The 23,187-nt window shown below is 65.9% G+C and carries 14 protein-coding genes and 1 pseudogene; 12 read left to right on the top strand and 3 right to left on the bottom strand.

The window, feature by feature from the left end; all coding sequences use genetic code 11:
- Positions 1 to 46 precede the first annotated feature (46 nt).
- From IPG97_03800 to IPG97_03755, 10 genes are all read left to right on the top strand, one after another.
- Entirely contained in the window at positions 47 to 913 is an 867-nt protein-coding gene (locus tag IPG97_03800; protein ID MBK6855694.1) for a methylenetetrahydrofolate reductase, read from the top strand.
- 167 nt (positions 914 to 1,080) lie between these two features.
- Entirely contained in the window at positions 1,081 to 3,705 is a 2,625-nt protein-coding gene (nirB, locus tag IPG97_03795; protein MBK6855693.1) for a nitrite reductase large subunit, read from the top strand.
- Positions 3,702 to 4,085 (top strand): nitrite reductase (NAD(P)H) small subunit, encoded by a 384-nt coding sequence (locus tag IPG97_03790; protein MBK6855692.1) that lies wholly within the window; start codon positions 3,702 to 3,704, stop codon positions 4,083 to 4,085. Before nirB ends, IPG97_03790 begins: the two co-directional genes overlap by 4 nt.
- Positions 4,086 to 4,172: 87 nt before the next feature.
- Positions 4,173 to 5,303, top strand: coding sequence for a uroporphyrinogen-III synthase (locus tag IPG97_03785; GenBank protein ID MBK6855691.1), 1,131 nt, complete (start codon positions 4,173 to 4,175; stop codon positions 5,301 to 5,303).
- Positions 5,304 to 5,493: 190 nt separating this feature from the next.
- Entirely contained in the window at positions 5,494 to 7,299 is a 1,806-nt protein-coding gene (locus IPG97_03780; protein MBK6855690.1) for a dimethyl sulfoxide reductase anchor subunit, read from the top strand.
- The gene (locus IPG97_03775) at positions 7,296 to 9,542 is read left to right on the top strand and encodes a nitrate reductase (protein MBK6855689.1); all 2,247 of its coding nucleotides are present in this window, start codon (positions 7,296 to 7,298) and stop codon (positions 9,540 to 9,542) included. The genes IPG97_03780 and IPG97_03775 overlap by 4 nt, the downstream gene beginning before the upstream one ends.
- 892 nt (positions 9,543 to 10,434) lie before the next feature.
- Positions 10,435 to 11,757: an RHS repeat protein gene (locus IPG97_03770; protein ID MBK6855688.1), complete on the top strand. Its 1,323-nt coding sequence runs from the start codon at positions 10,435 to 10,437 to the stop codon at positions 11,755 to 11,757.
- Positions 11,733 to 12,404: an RHS repeat protein gene (locus IPG97_03765; protein MBK6855687.1), complete on the top strand. Its 672-nt coding sequence runs from the start codon at positions 11,733 to 11,735 to the stop codon at positions 12,402 to 12,404. The genes IPG97_03770 and IPG97_03765 overlap by 25 nt, the downstream gene beginning before the upstream one ends.
- A 26-nt stretch (positions 12,405 to 12,430) precedes the next feature.
- On the top strand, positions 12,431 to 13,459 hold the full coding sequence (locus IPG97_03760) for an RHS repeat protein (protein MBK6855686.1): 1,029 nt from the start codon (positions 12,431 to 12,433) through the stop codon (positions 13,457 to 13,459).
- Between the two features lie 156 nt (positions 13,460 to 13,615).
- Entirely contained in the window at positions 13,616 to 15,151 is a 1,536-nt protein-coding gene (locus IPG97_03755; protein ID MBK6855685.1) for an RHS repeat-associated core domain-containing protein, read from the top strand.
- 278 nt (positions 15,152 to 15,429) lie between these two features.
- Here IPG97_03755 and IPG97_03750 read toward each other — a convergent pair whose 3' ends face one another.
- The gene (locus IPG97_03750; protein ID MBK6855684.1) at positions 15,430 to 16,815 is read right to left on the bottom strand and encodes an ISL3 family transposase; all 1,386 of its coding nucleotides are present in this window, start codon (positions 16,813 to 16,815) and stop codon (positions 15,430 to 15,432) included.
- A 1,066-nt stretch (positions 16,816 to 17,881) separates the two neighbouring features.
- The gene (locus IPG97_03745) at positions 17,882 to 18,418 is read right to left on the bottom strand and encodes a Uma2 family endonuclease (GenBank protein ID MBK6855683.1); all 537 of its coding nucleotides are present in this window, start codon (positions 18,416 to 18,418) and stop codon (positions 17,882 to 17,884) included.
- A gap of 164 nt (positions 18,419 to 18,582) precedes the next feature.
- Here IPG97_03745 and IPG97_03740 point away from each other — a divergent pair, with 164 nt between their 5' ends.
- Positions 18,583 to 18,891 carry a nucleotidyltransferase domain-containing protein gene (locus IPG97_03740; protein ID MBK6855682.1) on the top strand — a complete coding sequence of 103 codons (309 nt, stop codon included), beginning with the start codon at positions 18,583 to 18,585 and terminating at the stop codon, positions 18,889 to 18,891.
- Between the two features lie 139 nt (positions 18,892 to 19,030).
- Here IPG97_03740 and IPG97_03735 read toward each other — a convergent pair.
- Positions 19,031 to 21,263: pseudogene (locus tag IPG97_03735) on the bottom strand (NADP-dependent isocitrate dehydrogenase).
- A gap of 168 nt (positions 21,264 to 21,431) precedes the next feature.
- Between IPG97_03735 and IPG97_03730 the strand changes: the two are divergent.
- Positions 21,432 to 23,162, top strand: a complete 1,731-nt coding sequence (locus tag IPG97_03730) for an amidohydrolase family protein (protein ID MBK6855681.1) — start codon at positions 21,432 to 21,434, stop codon at positions 23,160 to 23,162.
- Positions 23,163 to 23,187: the final 25 nt, after the last annotated feature.

Raw genomic sequence — 23,187 nt, 5'->3', positions numbered from 1 at the left:
TTTCGACCGGAAGGCTGGCGTCGGGTCGGTAGGATCGTTGCCCACCATGACCCGGATCTCTGACCTTCTCGCCGCTGGCCCCACGTGGTCATTCGAGTTCTTCCCGCCCAAGACGCCTGAGGGGTTGGTGGCGTTGGATGAGACTGTCCGTTCTCTGGGTGAGCTGAGCCCAGATTTCGTGTCGGTCACCTACGGGGCGGGCGGTTCGACCCGTTCCACCACCCGAGATGTCGTGGTGCGGATCAACGACGAGCAGGCGTTCCCGGCCATGCCACATCTCACCTGTGTGGGCCATACCCGCAGCGATCTGCTGTCCCTGCTCGAGGACTATCGATCGGCGGGGATACACAACGTGTTGGCTCTGGCCGGAGACCCGCCTGCGGACGGCTCCGATGCCGGCGGCGATTTCACCTTTGCCTCCGAGCTGGTCGAGTTGGTTCACGATGTCGACCACTTCTCGGTGGCCGTGGCCGCGTTCCCCGAAGTGCACCCCCGTTCGCCTGACCGGGAAAGCGACCGGACCCACCTGGCCGCCAAGTTGGCGTCGGCCGATTTCGGGATGTCCCAGTTCTTCTGGGAGGTCGAGCACTACGAGCGGATGGTCTCCGAGTTGGACGACCTCGGCTGTCGCACCCCGGTCCTGCCCGGGGTCATGCCGTTCGTGAACGTCGCCGGCGCCCGGCGCATGTCGGCGGTGAACAACACCAACATCCCGGCTTGGCTCCAGGAACGGATGGACCAGGTAGATGGCGATCCCGACGCCACCCGCAAGCTGGGGGTGGAGGTGGCCACCGATCTGGTTGCGGCCCTCTTGGAGATGGGGGTACCAGGGATCCACCTGTACGCCATGAACCGGGCCGACTCGATCACCGCCATCTACGACAACCTGGGCATCTCCAAGAACCAGAGCTGACCGCGGCCCGACCTGGACGTCCGCGTGAACGAAAGCTCACACCGCAGGGGACAGGGGTGTGAGCACACGCACATCGGTGGTCGGCGCGGTGCGTGATGGCGTTCGCCCGGGCGTCATCGGCGTGTCGCGGCCCCGTGACAGCGACCGTGTTGGGTGTCGGCATGTCAATGGACCAGAACTCCGATCGTCGTGACCCAGCCGCCGGCCCGCTGCGCCTGGTGGTGGTTGGGAACGGCATGGTGGGCCAGAAGCTGCTCCAGGCTCTGGTCGACGCCGGTGCCACCACCGAGGTGGCCGTTACGGTGCTGGGAGAGGAGATCCGCCCGGCCTATGACCGCGTCGGCCTGACGTCGTGGTTCAAGACCCGCAATGCCGACGACCTGGCCCTCACCTCCGAAGCCTGGTTCGCCGATCACGGCATAACCCTCCACCTAGCCGACGCCGTGGCCGGCATCGACCGTGACACCGCAACCGTGACCACCGAATCGGGGGCAACGTTTCCCTACGACCACCTGGTCCTGGCCACTGGTTCATCCCCGTTCGTGCCTCCCATCCCCGGCGCCACCGGCCCGGATCGCTTCGTGTACCGCACCATCGAGGACCTCGAGGCCATCACCGCGGCGGCCGAACGCCCCGACGTGAAGCGGGGCGTGGTGGTCGGCGGTGGCCTGCTGGGGTTGGAGGCCGCCAACGCCCTTCTGGGCCTCGGGCTGGAGACCCACGTGTTGGAGATGGCGCCGGGCCTGATGCCGGTGCAGCTCGACGCCCGGGGCAGCGAGGTCCTCAAGACCCACATCGAGGGGCTCGGGGTTCACGTCCACACCGGTGTCGCCACCGCCAGCGTGGAGGGCGACGACGGTGTGACCGCGGTGAACTTCGCCGAGGGTGACCCGTTGCCCACCGACCTGGTGGTGTTCTCGGCCGGTATCCGGCCCCGGGATCAGTTGGCCCGGGACTGCGGCCTCGAGGTCGGTGAACGGGGCGGCATCCTGGTCGACGACGTGATGACCACGTCTGACCCGGCCATCTCGGCCATCGGCGAGTGTGCGGTGGTGGGCGGACGGGTCTACGGACTGGTGGCCCCCGGCTACACCATGGCCCGACTCCTGGCTGCCCGCCTGGTGGCTGCCGCCCGCGGTGAGGACCTACCCGAGACCCGCTTCGAGTCAGCGGACCTTTCCACCAAGCTGAAGCTCCTGGGTGTGGACGTGGGCAGCCTCGGTGACCCTCACGCCGATCGCAACGACCCCGACGCCCGAGCCCTGGTGTGGGACGACCCGCTCACCGGCACCTACGAGAAGCTGGTCGTCTCCGCTGACGGTACCCGGGCCCTTGGTTCGGTCCTGGTCGGTGACACCTCCGCCTATCCGTCGCTTTTGCAGGTCATCACCGGGACCACCCCGGTGCCCGAGGAACCGGCGATGCTCCTGGCCCGCGGCCCCCAGGCCGAGGGAGACGCCGCGGCTGGCGGCGGCCTGGCCGCCCTGCCGGCCGAGGCCGTGATCTGCACCTGTGAGAACGTGACCAAGGGTCAGATCGAGGAGGCGGTGGCCAAGGGCTGCCCCGACGTGGCTGCTGTCACCTGTGTGACCAAGGGTGGTTCGGGTTGTGGTGGTTGCGTCCCCCAGATGACCACGCTGGTCAACCTGGCGCTGCGGGCCAAGGGCGTCGAGGTCTCCACCGACCTGTGCCCCCACTTCGCCTACACCCGGGTCGACCTGTTCGAGTTGGTCCGCATCCACCAGTACCGCACCTTCGCCGAGGTCATCGAAGCCCACGGCACCGGTGACGGCTGTGAGATCTGCAAGCCGGTCATCGGGTCGGTGCTGGCCACCGTGGTCAACGAGCACGTGCTCGACGACGACCGGGCCGCCATCCAAGACACCAACGACCGATTCCTGGCCAACATGCAAAAGGACGGGACCTACTCGGTGGTGCCCCGCATCCCTGGCGGAGAGATCACCCCCGAAGGTCTGATCGTGATCGGTGAGGTGGCTAGGGACTTCGACCTGTACACCAAGATCACCGGCGGCCAACGCATCGACCTGTTCGGTGCCACCGTCGACCAGCTCCCCGACATCTGGCGGCGACTGGTGGACGCCGGCTTCGAGTCGGGTCACGCCTACGGCAAGTCCCTGCGAACGGTGAAGTCCTGCGTCGGCGAGACCTGGTGCCGATACGGCGTCAAGGACTCCACTTCCATGGCCATCTTCTTGGAGAACCGCTACAAGGGCCTGCGTTCTCCTCACAAGATCAAGATGGCGGTGTCTGGTTGTGCCCGTGAATGCGCCGAAGCCCAGAGCAAGGACGTCGGGGTCATCGCCACCGAGAGGGGCTGGAACCTCTACGTGGGCGGCAACGGCGGTAAGCAGCCCCGTCACGCCGACCTGTTGGCCGAGGACTTGTCCGACCACGAGCTGGTGGCCGCCATAGACCGGTACCTCATGTACTACGTGCGCACCGCCGACCGGCTCCAGCGCACCAGCACCTGGGTGGAGGGCCTCGAAGGCGGTCTGAGCCGGCTTCGGGCCGTGATCTTCGAGGACGTGCTGGGTGTGGTCGACGAGCTCGACGCCGCCATGGCTCACCACCTCGACACCTACGAGTGTGAGTGGGCGGCCACGCTGGAGCGCCCCGACCGCCTGGCCCGCTTCTCCACCTTCGTCAACTCGCCCGGCACCCCCGACCCGACGGTGGTGTTCATCCGGGAGCGGGGCCAGGTCCGCCCGGCCCGACCGGACGAGAAGATCCCCGGCCGCACCGAGCGGGTCCTCGAGGCGGTGACGGCGTGACCGCGGCATGGGTGCCGGTGGCACCCCTCGCTGACCTGATCGTGGGGCGTGGCGTCGGGGCTCTGGTCGATGGTGAGTGCGTAGCCGTGTTCCGACTGTCCGACACCGAGGTGGCCGCGGTCGGCGGCATCGACCCCCGCAGTGGCGCCAACGTGATGGCCCACGGCATCACCGGTTCGCTCGCCGTGGCGTCGGGGAACGACGCCGATGACGACGGGGCTGTCATCCGTTACGTGGCCTCCCCGCTGGACAAGCATCGTTACCGCCTCGATACCGGTGAAGGGCTGACCGAAGGCGACCCCGCCTTGGCGGTGTGGGCGGTGCGGATCACAGACGGCGTGGTCGAGGTTGCCGACACCCTGGTCACCCCGGCCATGTGACCGTTGTCGCCCGGTCATGAGCCAGCGATCATGCCGGGGTCATCGGCCCGAAACCACTCGGAAACACGAGTGGGTGAGGCTCTGGCGGTGAAGTTGGAACCTCTCGCCGGATTCACCGTGGCCGTCACCGCCGACCGCCGCGCCGACGAGCAGGCTGCCCTTTTGTCCCGCCTCGGAGCCACCGTGGTGCACGGGCCGGTGATCCGTACCGAGTCGGTGACCGACCGGATCGCTTTGCTGGACGCCACCAGGTCATTGGTGGACCGGCGGCCCGATGTCGTGATCCTCACCACCGCGGTGGGGGTCCGGGCGTGGCTGACAGAAGCCGACAGCGTCGAGTTGGGCGATGAGCTGCTGGAAGTACTGAGCGGACCGGTTGTCCTGGCTCGGGGTCGATCGGTGTCGGGCGTGGCCATGGCCACCGGGCTCGACGTGACCTGGACGGCCCCGTCGGGTCGGTTCTCCGAGTTGCTCGCTCACCTCGAATCCGAGAAGTTCCACGGTCTCGAGGCCGGAACCCGTATCGCCGTGCAGCTCGACGGATCGGGTGACCTACGGCTGGCCGAGTCGGTCGCCGAGCTGTCCCCCGGCATCGACGTGATACCCGTGCCGGTCTACCGGTGGGAGCTCCCCGAGGACACCCAGCCCGCCCACCGGGTGATCGCCTCGGTGGTCGATGGCACCGTTGATGCCGTCACCTTCACCTCGCCGCCCGCGGTCCGTAACTTCGTGACGTTGGCCGAGCAGATGGAGGCCCTCGATGCGGTGAAGGCGGCCTTCACCGACGGAACCGTGTTGGCGGTGGCGGTTGGGCCGGCCACCGCCGACTGTCTGACATCGCTCGGGTTGTCCTCGCCCTACAGCCCACGATCGACCCGGTTGGGGGCAATGGTCGCCACCGTCGCTCACGCGTTGGCTCCCCAGGCCGTGGAGCTCATGCTCACCGGGTCCGAAGTTCGGGTCCAGGGCCGGCTCCTGGTGGTGGCCGGGGAAAAGCCGGTGTGGCTGACCGACCGAGAGCGTGCGGTCATGGCGGCGCTGAGCCGCCGCCCCGGAGCAGTCGTCTCGAAGGGTGAGCTCCGTCGTCAGGTGTGGGCGAACGGAGCCGATGATCACGCCGTGGAGGTGACGGTAGGTCGCCTTCGCCGCCGTCTGGGCCCAGCCTCCGACGGAATAGAGACGGTGATGCGCCGCGGCTACCGCCTCGCCGTCGGCTGATCAGATCACGAGACCGTTGCCGCGAGGCAGCGATCATCAACCGCACACGGTGTCGGGCCTGGTGTGAGGACGGTGTGTCTGCGATGTAACGCCGACCAAACGGGTGGGTAACCCGGGGTCGGCAGTCTTGGAGGATGACGTTCCAACCTCCGTGTCCCCCCTCGAGGTGGACCGCACCCGAGGAGTCGGTGTGAGCGCCGCGGCCTTGGCCACCTCGGTACCGGTGCAGTTGGGACGGACGCGCTCGGCCTCCGGTGGCCTGACGGACACGATCGAGGCCGGGCTCACCCCGATCGACGTGTTGTTGGGGCGCCAGCAGGAGCTGACCCCGGTGGAGCGCTTCGCCCGGGTCCACGAGGCCGATCTGATCCCGGCCGGGGAACGGTGGTGGGCCGACCGTTTGCCCACCGCGGCCCCTGGGGTTGGCGAGCAGTACGCCTTCGAGGTCGACTTGGACTCGTGCACCGGCTGCAAGGCGTGCGTGTCGGCGTGCAACAACCTGAACGGGCTGGACGAGGGCGAGCAGTGGCGAGCGGTCACCACCGTCCACGGCACCACCGCCACCTGCACCGCCCCGGCGGGACCGTCGGTGCTCACCGTCACCGCGGCGTGCCACCACTGCGTGGAACCGGCGTGTCTGGCCGGTTGCCCGGTCGACGCCTACGAGAAGGACCCGATCACCGGGATCGTCGCCCACCTCGACGACCAGTGCATCGGCTGCTCCTACTGCACCCTCACCTGCCCCTATGAGGTGCCGCTCTACAACGCCGATCTCGGCATCGTGCGCAAGTGCGACATGTGCCGCGGGCGTCTGGCCGAGGGGGAGGCGCCGGCCTGCGTGCAGGGTTGCCCGAACGGGGCCATCACCATCACCGTGGTCGACGTGGAGGTGTTGCGGGCCGAGCTGGTGGCCGAACCCGCAACCAGGCTCGTGCCCGGAGCGCCCGACTCGACCCTCACGGTGCCCACCACCCGGTATCGGTCTCGTCGGGTGGCGGCCGGAGCAGTCGGGGCCGGGGACTTCGCCGATCACCGGGTGTTGGCCCCGTCTCATGAGCACACCCCGTTGTCGGTGATGCTCACCCTCACCCAGGTTTCGGTGGGGGCTTCGACGGTGGGTGCGGGTCTAGGTGTGGTTTCCCCCGACGCCGTGCCCGACGCGGTGGCCGTGACCGCTCTGGGTGTGGCCCTGGTGGCTCTGGCCGCGTCGGTCGGCCACCTCGGCCGGCCGTTGCAGGCGTGGCGGGCCGTGATCGGTATCCGTCACTCCTGGTTGAGCCGGGAGATCGTGGCGTTCGGGGCCTTCGCTGGTCTCGGGGTGGCTCACGCCCTCTCCGCGCTGGTCGGCATGGCCGGTTGGGTCACGACCGCGCTCGAGATCGCAGCCGCCGGTGCGGGGCTGGCCGGGCTGGCCTGCTCGGTGATGCTCTACGCGGTGACGGGCCGAACCTGGTGGAGGGTGCGCACTAGCACCAACCGCTTCGGGCTGACGGCTCTGGCCGGTGGTTCCTTGTTGGTGGCGGCGGTGGCGTTGGGGTGGCCGTCGCACACGTCGTCGTTGAGCGCGGCACGGGTGCTCTTGTCGGTGTCGGTGGCGGTGACCGTCGTGAGCCTGATCGGCCAGGCCCTCGTGCTGCGGCCCGGTACGGCGACCCGGCCCCGATCCTCTGACCTGGGTGCCACCCGGAGCCTGCTAAGCGGACCTTTGAAGCCGCTGTTGGGCCTGCGGGTGGGAGCCACCGTGCTCGGTGGTGTGGTCATCCCGCTGGTAGCTCGGGCCGCGTTGGCCGGGGTGCCCGTCGATGAAACTTCGTTGGCCCGGCCCGGCTTGGCGTTGGCTTGCCTGTTCTCGCTGGTGGTGTTCATGCTGGGTGAGTACACCGACCGGCGCCTCTTCTTCTCGGCGTCGGTTGCTCCCCGTCATTTCGCCGGCCCGCAGCACCGGGAGCCTCACTTGGAACCGGCACTGTCGGAGTTGGAAGGAGCCCGGGCATGAAGGACCTGATCTCACTGGTTCGTCCCCAGCGCGACGGGCCTCTCACCGATCGGTTGGCCCGCCAGCGCCCTGGGTTCGGACTGCCCCAGGTTCCCGAGGATCGCCAGCCCACCGCCACCACCCGCCTGATCTGTGGGTTCTGTGCCACCGGCTGTGGCCTCGACGTCCATCTGCGCGACGGCGAGGCCGTGGGCCTCACTCCCAGCAACGAACACCCGGTCAACCTGGGTATGGCCTGCTCGAAGGGATGGGAGGTCCTGGTTCCCTTGGCGGCCCCCGACCGAGCCATCACGCCGCTGCTGCGAGACGACCACGGCCACCTCCGCCCCGTCGACTGGTCGACCGCTCTGGACACCTTCGTAACCAGGATGAAGGCGGTCCAGGCCGAACATGGGCCCGAGTCGGTGGCGTTCATCTCCACCGGTCAGATCGTGACCGAAGAGATGGCGTTCCTGGGGGCGTTGGCCAAGTTCGGGATGGGGATCCGTCACGGCGACGGCAACACCCGCCAATGCATGGCCACCTCGGTGGCGGCCTACAAGGAGTCCTTCGGGTTCGATGCCCCGCCCTACACCTACGCGGACTTCGAGGAGTCCGACGTCATCGTGTTGGTTGGGTCCAACCTGTGCGTCACCCACCCCATCATGTGGGAGCACATCGCCCGCAACCCGCACTCACCCGAGATCGTGGTTGTCGACCCTCGCCGCACCGAGACGGCCTCGGCCGGCACCCTCCACCTGGCCAACAACCCCAAGTCGGACCTGGTGCTGCTCAACGGGTTGGCTCACCTGGTGGTGGCCAACGGATGGGTGGACGAAGCCTTCGTCCGTGACCACACCAGTGGCTACCCGGAACTGGTCGCCCACCTGGTGGACTACGACCCCGAGCGGGTGTGCGCCGAGACCGGTATCAGCCGGGAGGACCTGGAGCGCACCGCCCAGCTCATCGGCACCGGGGAGCGGGTGTCGCTGTGGTGGACGATGGGCGTCAACCAGAGCCACGAGGGCACCCGGACCGCTCAGGCCATCATCAACCTGGCGTTGCTGACCGGCAACATCGGTCGGCCCGGAACCGGGGCCAACTCGATCACCGGCCAGTGCAACGCCATGGGGTCACGGCTGTTCTCCAACACCACCAACCTGCTCGGTGGCCACGACTTCGCCAAGCCCGAGCACCGGGCCAAGGTGGCTGGGGTCCTGGGCATCAGCGAAGAGGTGATCCCCGACGGACCGAGCTGGGCCTATGACCGAATCATCGAGGGCATCAACCGCGGTGAGATCCGGGCCTTGTGGATCGTGGCCACCAACACCGCTCATTCTTGGATCAACCAGGACGATGTTCGTGATCTGCTCGACAAGCTCGACTTCTTGGTGGTGCAGGATCTCTACACCACCACCGAGACCGCGGAGCGGGCCGACCTGGTGTTGCCGGCCGCGGGTTGGGCCGAGAAGGAGGGCACGTTCATCAACTCCGAGCGTCGGCTGGGTCTGGTGAAGCGGGTGGCCCGCGCCCCCGGCCAGGCGTTGGCCGACTTCTGGATCTTCCGGGCCGTGGCCGACGCCTGGGGGTGCGGCCCTCTGTTCTCGCGTTGGACCGATCCCGAGGCGGTGTTCGCGATCCTTCAGGAGTTGAGCGCCGGTCAGCCTTGTGACATCACCGGGGTGCGGGGCTACGAGGAGATTGACTTGGCGGTGGTGCAATGGCCCTACCGCGAAGGTGACCGAGTGGAACCCGACCTCGGCACCGAGGTGGATGCCACCGACCCGCGAGCCCAGCGCCGCTTGTTCACCGACGGCCGGTTCTTCACCCTCGATGGTCGGGCCAAGCTGGTGGCCGCCGACCCCGAACGACCGTTGGAGCGCCCTAGTCGAAACTACCCGCTGGTGTTGTTGACGGGGCGGGGCTCTTCTAGCCAGTGGCACACCGGTACCCGTACCGACAAGTCAGCGACGTTGCGGGCCTTGGCCCCCGACGGGGCTTGGGTCGAGATCGACCCGGCCGATGCCGCCGAACGGGGAATCGAAGGCGGCCAGGAGGTGGTGGTGCGTTCGGCCCGAGGGCGGATGATCGCCCGAGCCCACGTCACCCCCACCGTCGGGCAGGGCCGGGTGTTCGTGTCCATGCACGACGCCCGCACCAACAAGCTCACCTTCCCGTCCTTCGACCCCCAGTCCCGCCAGCCGTCCTACAAGTACGCGGCAGTCCAGGTAGCCCACCCCGAACCCTGGGACCACACCCACTAACGGCCGCGTCGACCAGCGCCCCCGCAGTCCCCAGTCCCCCCAGCTAGACGGCTCAAGTTCCGCGGAGGGGTGCCGATAATAGGGGTTATGACGGGTTCCAGGTTTGGTCGGGCGCGACTGCTCTCTCTCTCTCTCTCTGTTGATTGGTGGGCTGGTGTTGGCCAGTCCGGTGGGTGGGGTGGAGGGTCCGCCGCCTTGGGGTGATGAGGATCTGGGCCTGATTGGGGCTGTGCTGGTTCCGGTAGAGGCTGGGGAGGACGCTGGGTCGGCTCCGAGGTTGTGGTGTACGTCGGGTCGTACGGCGACGTTCGTGCAGTCTGGTGATCCGACGGTCCGGTTTGTGCGGGCGTGGGTTCCGGCGGGCGCGACGTTGCGGGTGAAGCGGGCGGGTCGGGCGTCGTTGGTGGCGTGGAATTGGTGGTTTCAGGCGGAGTACGCGGTTGAGCACACGGTGTTCGCGGCCGATGGTGTGACTGAGTTGGACGAGTCGGGTTGGCCGATCACGGTTCATGCTGATGGCAGTACTCCGGGGATGCCGGGCTGGAAGTTCTTTGGACCGTCGGATTATCCGGTTTTCACCAATTATTCTGCGTCGGGGCGCGAAGTGGTGGTTCGGGTGACCACCGACGAGACGGGTGGCGGTGCTGGTCTTGAGTGGAGGGGCACCTTCTATTCAAAACTTGATGGTTCCGTGGTGGAGGGAAATCCACCGAGGTGCCCGACGAGCACCCGGCCCGACACCGAGACGGATCGTCCTGGCTGGTCGTTGAAGCGCTCTTGCGCAGCCCGGACGGATGAGGGTGATCCGATCGATACTCGGACGGGGAATTTCTGGTTCGGGTTGCCGGGTTTGTCGGTGTCTGGTCGTGGGGCTGGTTTGGGGTTTGGGTTGATGTTTTCGTCGTCGGATGCGGCGGTGGACGGGCCGACGGGGTTTGGGTGGTCGTCTTTGTTGTCGATGCGGGTGCGGGTGGATGGGTCTGATGCGGTGACGGTGGTGGAGGAGACGGGTGCGACGGTCCCGTTCTCGAAGACGGGCGGGGTGTGGGGGGCGCCGGGCCGGTTCAGCGCCGGGTTGGTGGAGAGTCCGGGTGGGGGTTGGGTGTTTACCCGGAATCATTTCGAGGTGTTCCGGTTTGATGCGGCTGGTCTCCTGGTGGGGTTTGGTGACCAGTTCGGCAACGAGACCACATTGTCTTATGGGCCGGGCGGGCAGGTTGAGTTCATGGAGGACGAGGCGGGCCGGCGTCTTGTTTTCGAGTGGGACGGCGCCCGGTTGGATTCGGTGGCCGACGATCCGTTGGTTGGAGATCGGTCGATCCAGTTCGGGTATGACCCGGCTGGCAATTTGACGTCTTTCACCGATGTTGGCGACGGGGTGTGGTCGTTCGCCTATGACGGTGAGCATCGGGTGATCCGGGTGCGCAAGCCCCGTCATCAGCCGGCGGGTCCGGAGGTGGTGAACTCCTATGACCATCAGGGCCGTCTGCACACTCAAACCGACGAGGCGGGTTCGGTGACGAGGTTTGATTTCTTTACGCCGGGTCCGGGGTCGACGGTGGTGACGTTTCCGTCGGGGCGTCAACGCATCGACCACTACGACACCGCTGGGGTGTGTACGGGCCGCACGATGGCACCGGGCACAGCGTTGGAGGAGGAGGTTGCCTATGTGCGTGATCCGGTGACGTTGGCGTTGGAGCAGGTCACCAGCCCGGCTGGGGTGGTGGTGTTCGAGAACGATGCGCGTGGGAACCGTGAGATGGCCCGTGACGCGTCGGGTCGGGTGACTCGCTGGACCTACAACTTGTTTGATCAGGTGACGTCGGTGTCGGTGGGTGAGACCGCGGCCCCGTTGCCGCCCTCGACTGTGAATGTGGTGACCTCGACGGTTGCCTATAACGCTGATGGGATGCCCGAGACGGTGGTCGACGCGGTGGGCACTCTTGATGAGGCGTCGACGTCGTTGGTGTATGACCCGGTGCACCGCGATGATCTGGTGGAGGTGATCGACGGTCGTAGCCAGCACTGGGCGTATTCCTATGATCCCGGAACTGGGGACATGGTGTCGGTGACGGACCCGTTGGGGAACAAGACGTCGATGGGCTATGACCCGATCGGGCGTTTGGAGTGGGTGGTGGCCCCGAAAGGCAATCTGGTGGGCGCTGACCCTGACCTGTGGAAACCAGGTTGGTGTCTGATGAGTTTGGGCGGGTGATCGAGGAGACCGATCCGTTGGGGAACCGGGTGAAGACCGGTTTCGACCTCAACGGGAACATGAACCGGGTGGAGACCGGGTTGTCAGCGACGGTCACCACAGGCGATGTCACGACCTATGGGTTTGACGTGGTGGATCGTCTCGAGGTGGTGGATCCGCCCGGTCCGGGGGCACGGAGCTATGAGTATGACCCTGATGGACGCCGAACCAGGTTCGTGAACGAACTGAACGGCCAATGGACCTATGACTATGACGGGCTTGGCCGTCTCGAGTCGGTGACCGACCCGGTCAACGCGACCACGGGCTACACGTGGAACGATGAGGGCCACCTGGGGTCGGTGACCCAACCTGGCGGCACCTGTGTTGCACCCCGGACCGGTTGCATCACGTACGCGTATGACTTGGCGGGCCGTCCGACCGGTGTCGATTACGCCGACCCGGCCACCCCAGACGTCACTGCCGTCACCTATGACCAGGTTGGTCGCCGTACCCACGCGTCGCGGGGTGGTGATACTGAGATGTGGGTGTGGGATCAGCGTTCCAGGTTGAAGTCCCACACCGATGTGAATGCTCGGACCACCAGCTACGGCTGGGATGCCACGGGAAACCTGGTCTCGATTGGCTATCCGGGCCAGTCCACACGGTGACCAGAGAATTCGATGATGCCGGACGGTTGAAGTCGGTAACGGACTGGACCGGGCGGCTAACCACGTTTGGCTATGACGAGAACAGCAACTGGTCCGAAACGGTGTTCCCGGTGTCCTCACAAAACCGTGACGTGTACTCGTTTGACCGCGCTGATCGGATGGTTGGTGTCACATGGAACCGCGGTGCCACGATGCTTGGCAGCCTCGTCTATGGGCCCCGTGACTTGAAGGGCCAGGTCACCACCGTCACCGGGACCGGCGTGGTCGCTGGTCAGAACCAGTCGTGGGCCTATGACGACCGGGACCGCCTCACTTCGACGGGGAGTGAGGGGTTCGGGTTTGATGCGGCCACGAACCTGGTCGACGCGGACGGTGTGTTGCAGGTGTTCGACCCCGCACAACGCTTGTGTTGGACATCGCAAACCGTCGAGGGCGGGGATTGTGGGACCCCACCCGCTGACGCGACCACCTACGGCTATGACGCCCGCGGGAACCGGACCTCGATGACTTATCCGTCGGGAACGACCGCAACGTATGGGTTTGATGCCGAGAACCGCATGACCAGCGCGGTCCTGCCCACGACGTGGCAAGACGACTCGGCCCGCCAATACGTCCCCGTCCCCGCTACCCGCATCGTCGACACCACCACCGGTGCTGGAACGTGTGACGGTGCCCCGTGTGCCCGCCTCGCCGCCGATGACCCCGTGACGGTGAATGTCGCTGGTGTGGGTGGTGTCCCCGCCAGTGGGGTGACGGCGGTGGTGGTGTCGATCATCGCGTCAGGCACCACTGGTGATGGCTGGTTGGAAGTGAACCCTGCTGGTGACGCCGCCGCGGGCACCCTCCCACTCAACGCCGGGCAAACCACTGCTCAGACCGTGACCGCGAAACTGGCTGGGAACGGGACGATCACCCTGGTCAGATGTTGGGGTGGATGTGTCGGTCGATGTGGTCGGGTATTTCCGGGCGCCGTCACCGTGGGTTCCGGCCCTGAACTACTGGCCGCTCACCCCCACCGTCACCGCCGAATCAGCGTCAGGAACAGGTGTGTGTGATGGCTCGCCGTGTGGGACGCTCCCGGCGGGTGAAACCGATATCGCTACCGCTGGCCGTGGTGGGATCCCCGCATCAGGCGTGAACGCCGTCACCGTGTCGATCCTGGCCCAACACGCCAACGGCGGTCAGGTTCGTGTCGCCCCGGATGCGACCGCATGGCGGGGGAATTGGTGTGGGAGACAGGCAGTGTCGGTGCCGCGGGGGTGTTCACCGTTCCGTTGAACCCTGACGGGACCATCACCCTCCACACCACCAGCCCAGCTGATGTCCGGGTGGCGGTCACGGGGTATTGGAAGATCCCCACCGGAACCGACACCGGCCTCGGCCTCGATCTACTCGAAGCCCCCACCCGTCTCGTCGACACAACAAACGGCACCGGCATATGCGATGACGACCCGTGTGACACGCTCCAGGCCAACACACCAGTTGAAGTCGCAGTCACCGGGCAGGGCGGGCTGGGCGGTGAGATCATGGCGGTCATGGTTTCGGTCACCGCTATCGACCCGACCGGCACCGGAGTCCTCGGTGTTGGGACAACCGAAGCCGATCTGGGTGGCGGGATCGTGGTGTTCGACCCAGCCCAACACGCATCCACGACCATGATCATCCCCCTCACCGACACCGGGACGTTCACGATCGGATCATGGACCCAGACTGATGTGGCGGTCGATGTGATCGGTGTGTTCAAGGCACTAACAAGGACGTGGCGTTACGAATACGACACCACCGGCATGCGCACCGCCAAACAACTCGACAACACCACCGGTACAGGGGCCGAGTGGCGTAAAGAACACACCTGGACCGCTAGCGGTGGTCTGCCGTTGCTGCTAGCGGAGCACCAAGGCACCCAGAGCGCGTATGTGATCTACGGGCCGGGCGGGACAGCGATCTATCAGATCAACACCACCGGAGACGTCCAATACCTGCACCAAGACCACCAAGGCTCCACCAGGCTCACCACCAACCCCAACGGCACCACCCGCAACACCATCACCTACAACGCCCACGGTGAAATCACCGCCAACACAAACTGGTGGCTCGAACAACCACTGGCAGGATACACCGGCCAATACCACGACCCCGAAACCGGCTACATCTACCTAAGAGCCCGCCACTACGACCCCACAACAGGCCAATTCATAACCGTAGACCCGCTCGTAACATTGACCCAGGAACCCTACGGATACGTTGGTGGAAACCCAGCCAACGGTTGGGATCCGACCGGGCTATGGCCTTGGGACGACCGGTGTATCGATATCGGAGCCTTACCACTAGTTGGCTCGGATTCATCGTGCATTACAAGAAGTGAGATGAACGGTGGCACCTTGGGTGGCCTCAAATCGCTGGCCGTAGATGATCCAGGTCAGTTCGCTACCATCGTTGCATCAGTAGCATGCCTCGGGGGCCCCGGTCTCTGCGCAGCGGCGCAAGGGTTTGCCATCATATTTCGCGGACTCGAGCGTTGGCGGGAATGCGACAAAAATTGGGTGCGCAACACAGCTGTCGATGGGTTGGTGACCTATATCTTCTTTGCTCTTGGCACCTTGCCCGCTGCTGGGGCCGCAGGTAAATTGGGCGGGTCCTTTGCTGATGACGCCGCTGCGAACGTTTCTTATGGCTTCTTTACCACTCTAATGGCTGATTTTGCTAGCTGGGTCGGCCTTGCCGCAGGTGTCCCGCGCGATGAGTAAGAAGAATTCATCTGACATTGCAGTAGTCAGGTCAGATGAGTTTGGGGGAATCATTATCATATCTATAGTCATGCTTATCCCAACCTTGCCGATCTTCCTTTCTGATGGACTGGTTGGCATTCTTGTCTTTGCCCTACTTCTCTCGGTCTCATTTGTTGGGACAAACGCCGTGTCGGTCGTCCTCAGCGTGGAGGGCATCAGGCGACGCTGGCCCTCAAGGCGACGATGGGCATGGGCCGAGATTGTTTCAATCGATTTCGTCCAGTCCCGTTGGCTCATTAGGACTGATTACGTCCTCCGAATACGGCTTGTAACTGGTCGAGTTTGCATCTTGCCAGTTCGTAAGACGAGGCGTTCGGATGCGACCGCGGTTTTGGTGCTTGCGAAAAAATTTGGTTCTCCTGATGTAGTTGTGGGTGGCTAGGCGGCTGCTGGGTGTGGGTTGGGGATGGGGTGGTGCCGCAGGTGAGGTTGATGGCGGCGAGGGCTGTGTCGGCACGGTGGAAGCCGTGCGCTCGGGAGAACACGGCTCGGATGGCTGAGTGGGTTCCTTCGTTGCGGGCGTTGGTGGTGCCCCAGATCCAGGTGTTGATGACCTCCTGGGATCGTTGTTTGAACGTGCTGGCGAGCTTGACGAATGGGGCGATGCCTGACTGTTGGGCGGCGTCGATCCATGCGTGGAGCAGGTCGATGGACTCGTCGAGGGAGAGGGTGGCCTCCGCGTAGATGCCGCGGAGTGCTTCTTTGAGTTGGTAGGCCTTCCAGATGGTCCCGCCGCCTTGTTGGATCCGACGTAGGTCGGCGGCTTGGTTTTCGGTGAGGTTCTCGGGGTTGCCTAGCAACACGAACCGGGTGCCCTTGAAGCGACGGGCAGCGTCGGGGTCGACTCCTCGCATGTCGCGCCATGTGTCGCGGCGGGTCTGGTCGAGGGCTTTGGTCGCCAAGGCAACGGCGTGGAACGGGTCGAGACAGATCGCGGCGTGGGGGGCCTTCTCACGGACGGCTTTCGCGTAGGGGGCACCGAAGTCCATCGAGACCGACTTGATGGCAGCGGTCTTGGTTTCGCCGAGATCGTCGAAGAACGCGTCGAGTGTGACTGCGGTGCGGTCCTTGGCCCCCCAGATGACCTTGCCGGAATCGTGGTCGATGACCAAGGTCAGGTACTTGTGTCCGCGTTTCCAGGAGATCTCGTCCACGCCGATGTGAACCAGCCCGTCGAGCTCGGACAACTCCGTTGAGCTGGGTACGACGCGTTCGACGACGTTGGCGACGGTGCGCCACGCGACGCGGCACAGCACCGATGCCGCGGTCCAGTCCATCGACGAGGCGCACCACACGATCAGGTTCTCGAACTGACGGGTGATCCGTGCGCCGGGTCTGGCGAAAGGCACTGCTTGGGTGCGAACCCCATGAGCCGGGCAGCGAAGCCTCCGCAGGTCACATTCCAACATGAGCGATCGGCCACACACGTCGAGGTGTCGCCACCTCGACGGGCTGGGCCGGTGGTCATAGGTGGCAGAGGTCGTGTAGTCGCAGTCAGGGCAACGCAGCCGCCGGGTCGCCAACCTGACCACGACCACGATCTCGGTGGTTTCGAGCCGCACAGCTTGCACGGTGGTGGACTCAAGGGCGAGGAGACGGTTGAATGCAGTCGTGGCGCGCACGGGAACCTCTGTTCACGGGATGGATTCGACACCCGCATCGTGGCCGGGGAACCCGCGCACGTCACGCACCCCGTCCGCCTGTCCCGAACCCGTGTACCCACAACGCTCTCAGCCGACCCGGGCCCTCAACTCACCCACACAAGGGTCAGGAGCGCCAGGAAAATTGGGTGGATCCTTCGCTGATGACGCGGCGGCTGGCGTGAGATGGGGTTTCTGGGAAACTCTCTTGGCCGATTTCGCCTCCTGGGTGGGCCTTGCAGCAGGTGTCCCAAGAGATGAGTAAGTATCGCTCTGCAGGCGCGACAATAGTGAGGTCGAATGAGTTTGGTGGAATGATATTTGGCTCAGTCGTGATGATAGTTCCGCTGTTGCCGGCGTTCCTCTCAGCAGGAATGGTTGGTATCGCAATGGTCGCCTTTTCGCTCTCCCTATTTTTAATTGGCGCAAAGGCTGTATCATTGGTCTTTGACGAGGAAGGAATCCGTCGGTGCTGGCCGTTCCGACGGCGATGGAGGTGGTCAGAGATTAGCTCAATAGATTTTGGCCGATCGCGTTGGTTCCTCAGAACCGATTACGTCCTCCGCCTGAGTCTTGTATCAGGTCACGTTATAGGCCTGCCGGTCCGCAAGTCGAGTCAGGCAGATGCTGAAGATGTCTTGCATCTTGCTCGAGACCTCGGTTTCCTAGGAGGAGGCCAGATTCAATAAATCGAGTGAAGGTAGCTATTCAGTCGGCACCTCTTTTGGTGGCGCTTCGCGTCTGAGCGGGGTGTGAGGGGCTGAGGGTCCGCGGTGGGGTCGGGGGTCTCGACCATGGTTCGGGTTGTTCCACGACTCGAATCACAGAGGAGACGGCGGGTTCATGGGGTGACGGCACCCCTTTAGGTGACGGGTCGGCGGATTCCAGAAGCCACTGCACGGTGTTGGGCCATGATGGTTGGGTCACTCACCACTGCACTGACTCAGGTGGCCGGGGTGGGAGCACAGGGGCGTGTCTTGGCCGCTCCGGAGCGCCGAGTGCAGGCCCATGTCATCTGGCACTCAGCCATGACCACGGCCTCCACGTCCTAGCTGGACAGGACCTCGGTGGCGTCGAGACGGCTGGCGTTCTCGCCGATGGCGATCGTGTCGATGGTCCGATAGCCGTTGCCGCTGGGATGGCGGTGGCGGGTCAGAGTTGCGGCATCGGGGCGGGGATCGATCAACCACACCTCGGGCACGGCGGCCTGGGCGTAGGCGGCCAGCTTCGGTCCACCGTCGTGGAGCTGGGTCGTGACGCTCACCTCCACCACCAGCTTCACCGCGCCGATTGGGATGGGCCGGTCTGGGTGGCGGGGAAAGGTGCCGTCGATGACGTAGGCATCGGGATCCATGATCGTGGTCGAGCTGAGCTGGACGCTGCCGACGACTCGGACGACGTCATGGGGAAAGGCATCCTCCAACTGGTGAAGCACGGTCATGACGGTCCCGGCGTGGCGGTCGAACTCCGGTGTCACGTCGTACACCACTCCCTCGATGAGCTCGGTGGAGGTCCATCCGAGGTCGTGAACGGTGCGGATGTACTCGTCGACGGTCATGCGGTGAATCGCCTGCCTGACAGACATCGTGCTGCTCTCGTTCGGTCAAATTTGCCCGGGGAAGGTCTCCATGCTCCCCTGACCGAGCGGGGGGGGGGCGTCCCACCGAGGGGGCGAACGGTGGCGCGGATGGGCCCTCCGTCAGGAAGTAGGCCTCCAGGGTGGGGGCTAATCGGTGCGAGAATGTCGGCATGATCGCGGCTGTCACAGACCACATCACCGAGATCGAGTCGCTGTGTCGCCGCTTCGGTGTGCGACGTCTCGTGGTGTTCGGGTCGGCGGTCGATGGGACGTTCAGGGCTGGGTTGAGCGATGTCGACTTCCTGGTTGAGCTCGACCCACCAACGGGACAGTCACGCTTTGACGCCTACTTCGGCTTGAAGGAAGCGTTGGAGTCGCTGCTGCGCAGCCCTGTCGATCTGGTCGACCCCTCGGCCTTGCGAAACCCCTACCTCGCAGCAACAGTCAGGGAGAACCAAGCGGAGCTGTATGCAGCCTGACCCGAGAACCTACCTTTGGGATGCTCACGAAGCCACGAGCAACGTGGCCGCTTTCGTGGCGGGGCGGTGATGGGAGGACTACGAGGCCGATCTCCCTGGACGGCTGGCGATGATGTTTGAGTCGCCTACGTAACTCTCTTCATGAGGGGAGCAGGTCCAGGGCGGCGTTGAGGGTGGGGCTGGGGCGCATGGCGGCGGTGGCCTTGGCTTCGTCGGGGCGGTAGTAGGGGCCGAAGTCGACGGGGGAGCCCTGGACGGCGTTCAGCTCGGCGACGATGGTGGCTTCCTCGGCGGCCAGCTTCTCGGCCAGGGGTGTGAACGTGGCGGCCAGGTCGGCGTCGGTGGTCTGGGCGGCCAGGGCCTGAGCCCAGTACAGGGCCAGGTAGAAGTGGCTGCCCCGGTTGTCGAGCTCGTTCACCTTGCGTGACGGCGAACGGTCGTTGTTGAGGACGCCGCCGGTGGCGGTGTCGAGGGTGTCGGCCAGGACCTGGGCTCGGGTGTTGCCGGTGAGGTTGGCGAAGTGCTCGAAGGACACAGCCAGGGCCAGGAACTCCCCGAGGGAGTCCCAGCGCAGGTGGTTCTCCTTCTGGAACTGCTGGACGTGCTTGGGGCCGAACCGCCCGCTCCGGTCTCGAACAGGCCGCCACCGTTCATCAACGGCACGATCGACAACATCTTGGCGCTGGTCCCCAGTTCCAGGATCGGGAACAGGTCGGTCAGGTAGTCGCGCAACACGTTGCCGGTTACCGAGATGGTGTCCTCACCGCGGCGGATGCGCTCCAGGGAGAAGGCGATGGCCGCCACGGGGGCCATGATCTCGATCTGGAGGCCGTCGGTGTCGTGGTTGGGAAGCTCGGCGCGGACCTTGGCGATCACCTCGGCGTCGTGGGCGCGGGTCTCATCCAGCCAGAACACGGCGGGGGCTCCGGTGGCGCGGCCCGGGTGACGGCCAGCTTCACCCAGTCCAGCACCGGCGCCTGCTTGGTCTGACAGGCTCGCCAGATGTCGCCGGGGGCGACCGGGTGCTCGATCAAGGTGGTCCCGGAGCCGTCGACCACTCGCACCACACCGACCGATTCGATCTGGAAGGTCTTGTCGTGGGAGCCGTACTCCTCGGCCTTTTGGGCCATGAGGCCGACGTTGGGCACCGATCCCATGGTGGCGGGGTCGAAGGCGCCGTTGGCCCGGCAGTCGTCGAGCACCACCTGGTAGATGCCGGCGTAGCTGCTGTCGGGTAGCACGGCCAGGGTGTCCTGCTGGGCGCCCTGGGCGTTCCACATCTGCCCCGAGGTGCGGATCATGGCCGGCATGGAGGCGTCGACGATCACGTCGCTGGGAACGTGAAGGTTGGTGATGCCCTTGTCGGAGTCGACCATGGCCAGCGCCGGTCCGGCGGCGTAGGCGGCATCGATCGCAGACCTGATGGCGGTGGCGGTGTCGGCGGGCAGCCCATCGAGGGCGTCCAGCAGGGCGGCCATTCCGTTGTCGGCGCTGACGCCGGCTTCCTCGAGGGCGGTGCCGTAGGTGTCGAACAGGTCGGCGAAGTAGGTGCGTACGGCATGGCCGAAGATGATCGGATCCGAGACCTTCATCATGGTGGCCTTCAAGTGCACCGACAGCAGGACGCCTTCGGTGCGGGCTCGTTCCACCTGCTCGGCCAGGAATGCCACCAACGCCTTGCGGCGCATGACGGCGGCGTCGACGATCTCACCGGCCTGCACGGCGAAGTCACCCTTGAGGACGGTGACGTCTCCGTCGCCCGCCACGTGTTCGATCCGGATGGTGCCGGCCGAGGCGATGGTCACCGACTGCTCGGTGGAACGGAAGTCACCCGCATCCATGGTGGCCACGTTGGTCTTGGAGTCGGCCGACCAGGCACCCATGGAGTGGGGGTGGGTACGGGCGTACTCCTTGACCGAGCGGGGGGCGCGACGATCCGAGTTGCCCTCGCGCAGCACCGGGTTGACGGCACTGCCCTTGACCTTGTCGTAGCGAGCCGCGGCGTCCACCTCTTCGGGGGTGGAGGGCTCGTCGGGGTAGTCGGGAAGGGCGTAGCCCAAGGCCTGCAGTTCGGCGATGGCCGTCTTGAGCTGAGGCATGGACGCGCTGACGTTGGGCAGCTTGATGATGTTGGCTTCGGGCCGCAGCGCCAAGGCACCCAGCTCAGCGAGGGTGTCGGGCACCCGTTGGTCGGCGGGCAACAGGTCGGAGAAGGCGGCCAGGATGCGCCCGCTGAGGGAGATGTCTGCCGTGGTCACCGGGACACCGGCCTGGCGGGCGAAGGCTTCCACGATGGGTAGCAGCGACCGGGTGGCCAGGGCCGGGGCCTCGTCGGTGTGGGTGTAGACGATGGACGGGGCGTTGTCGGTCATGGCGACGGTCTCACTTCCGTGGGTACTTCCGTTGGTCCCCCGACGTTACCGACCCTGCCCGGTCCGCCTGCCAGCCGGTGGCGTGGGTGTGCGGGCGGCGGGGACGGTAGTATCTGACGGCCCGTCAGAAACGCCCGGCACCCGGGCGAGCCCCGGAGGTTTCCCACCATGCTCGACCACCTGATCACCGGCGGAACCGTCATCGACGGCACCGGCGCCCCGGCCCGGCCCGCCGACATCGCGGTGCGGGACGGGAAGATCGTGGCGGTGGCAGAGCCGGGCACCATCACCGAGGAGGCGGCCCAGGTAACCGACGCCACCGCCATGTTGGTGATCCCCGGCGCCATCGACCCCCACACCCACTACGACGCCCAGATCCACTGGGACGCCTACGCCTCGCCGTCCAACGTGCACGGCGTGACCACGGTGATCGCCGGTAACTGCGGGTTCACCCTGGCCCCGCTGCGGGCCGAGGACGGGGCCTACACCCGCGAGATGATGGCCAGCGTCGAAGGCATGTCGGTGGCGGCGCTCGAAGAGGGCGTGCCGTGGAACTGGGAGACCTTCGGTGAGTACCTGGACGTGCTCGAAGGCAAGGTCGGGGTCAACATCGGGTTCCTGGTCGGGCACTGCGCGCTGCGCCGCTACGTGATGGGTGCCGACGCCATCGGCAACGAAGCCAGCCCCGAGCAGGTGGCCGAGATGCAGCGGGTCCTGTCTGAGTCGATCGAGGCCGGGGCCCTCGGCTTCTCCACCACCCAGAGCCGCACCCATTCCGACGGCGACGGCCAGCCGGTGTCGTCACGATGGGCCACCAAGGACGAGATCCTGGCCATGTGCGAGGTGGTGGGTCGCTACCCCGGCACCACGCTGGAAGGCATGACCGACGGCTGCCTCGACCGCTTCAGCGACGAGGAGATCGACCTGTTCGCCGACATGTCGGCCACTGCCGGGCGCCCCCTCAACTGGAACGTCCTCACCATCGACTCCAAGGTGCCCGACCGCATCCCCCGCCAGCTCTCGGCCGCCGACGTCGCCGCCGAACGGGGCGGGCGGATCGTGGCCCTCACCCTGCCGGTGCAGGTGCCCATGAACATGAGCTTCCTCAACCACTGCGGGCTGTTCCTGATCCCCGGTTGGGGTGACATCCTCCGGCTGCCGCTGGCCGAGCGCATGGCCCGCCTCCAGGATCCCGAGACCCAGGCGTTCATGGTGGAACGGGCCGGGTCCGAAGAGGCCGGGGTGTTCCGCCGTCTGGCCGACTTCGAGAACTACATCATCGGCGACACCTACTCGGAGGCCAACGAGGGCCTCCAGGGCCGCCGCGTCGGTGACCTGGCTGCCGAACGAGGCAAGGACGCCTTCGCCACCCTCGTCGACATCGTGGTGGCCGACGACCTGCGCACCGTGTTGTGGCCCATCCCGCCCGACGGTGACGCCGAGTCGTGGGAGCTGCGCCGCCAGACCTGGGCCGATGACCGCTCGATCCTTGGTGGTTCCGACGCCGGCGCCCACCTCGACCGCATGTGCGGAGCACCGTTCCCCACCCGGTTCCTGGGCGACTGCCTGCGAGGCCGCAAGCTGGTCAGCGTGGAGCGGGCGGTACAGATGATGACCAGCGACCAGGCCGCCCTATTCGGCCTGCGCGACCGTGGCCGGCTGGTCGAGGGCTACCAGGCCGACGTGGTGGTGGTCGACCCCGAGACGGTGGGCAGCGAGCTGGCCACCCTGGTACACGACCTGCCCGGCAACTCGCCGCGCCTCACCGCCGACTCCATCGGGGTCCGCAAGGTGCTGGTGAACGGCGTGGTCACCGTGGTCGACGGACAGGCCACCGGCGACCTCCCCGGCACCGTCCTACGCAGCGGAACCCACACCGACACCGTCGCCACCCGCTGACCCGATAGCGCGCTGAGGTCACCGG

It is taken from the genome of Microthrixaceae bacterium (assembly GCA_016702505.1).
Lineage (GTDB): Bacteria > Actinomycetota > Acidimicrobiia > Acidimicrobiales > Iamiaceae > Aquihabitans.
This window is presented reverse-complemented; position numbering and strand designations above follow the sequence as displayed.

Excerpts from the sequence above, each read along its gene's own strand:
- nirB (MBK6855693.1), top strand. The coding sequence starts at position 1,081 with ATGGACCAGAACTCCGATCGTCGTGACCCAGCCGCCGGCCCGCTGCGC.
- IPG97_03755 (MBK6855685.1), top strand. The coding sequence starts at position 13,616 with ATGGCGGGGGAATTGGTGTGGGAGACAGGCAGTGTCGGTGCCGCGGGG.
- IPG97_03745 (MBK6855683.1), bottom strand. The coding sequence starts at position 18,418 with ATGTCTGTCAGGCAGGCGATTCACCGCATGACCGTCGACGAGTACATC.
- IPG97_03740 (MBK6855682.1), top strand. The coding sequence starts at position 18,583 with ATGATCGCGGCTGTCACAGACCACATCACCGAGATCGAGTCGCTGTGT.
- IPG97_03775 (MBK6855689.1), top strand. The coding sequence starts at position 7,296 with ATGAAGGACCTGATCTCACTGGTTCGTCCCCAGCGCGACGGGCCTCTC.
- IPG97_03730 (MBK6855681.1), top strand. The coding sequence starts at position 21,432 with ATGCTCGACCACCTGATCACCGGCGGAACCGTCATCGACGGCACCGGC.
- IPG97_03770 (MBK6855688.1), top strand. The coding sequence starts at position 10,435 with ATGTTTTCGTCGTCGGATGCGGCGGTGGACGGGCCGACGGGGTTTGGG.
- IPG97_03800 (MBK6855694.1), top strand. The coding sequence starts at position 47 with ATGACCCGGATCTCTGACCTTCTCGCCGCTGGCCCCACGTGGTCATTC.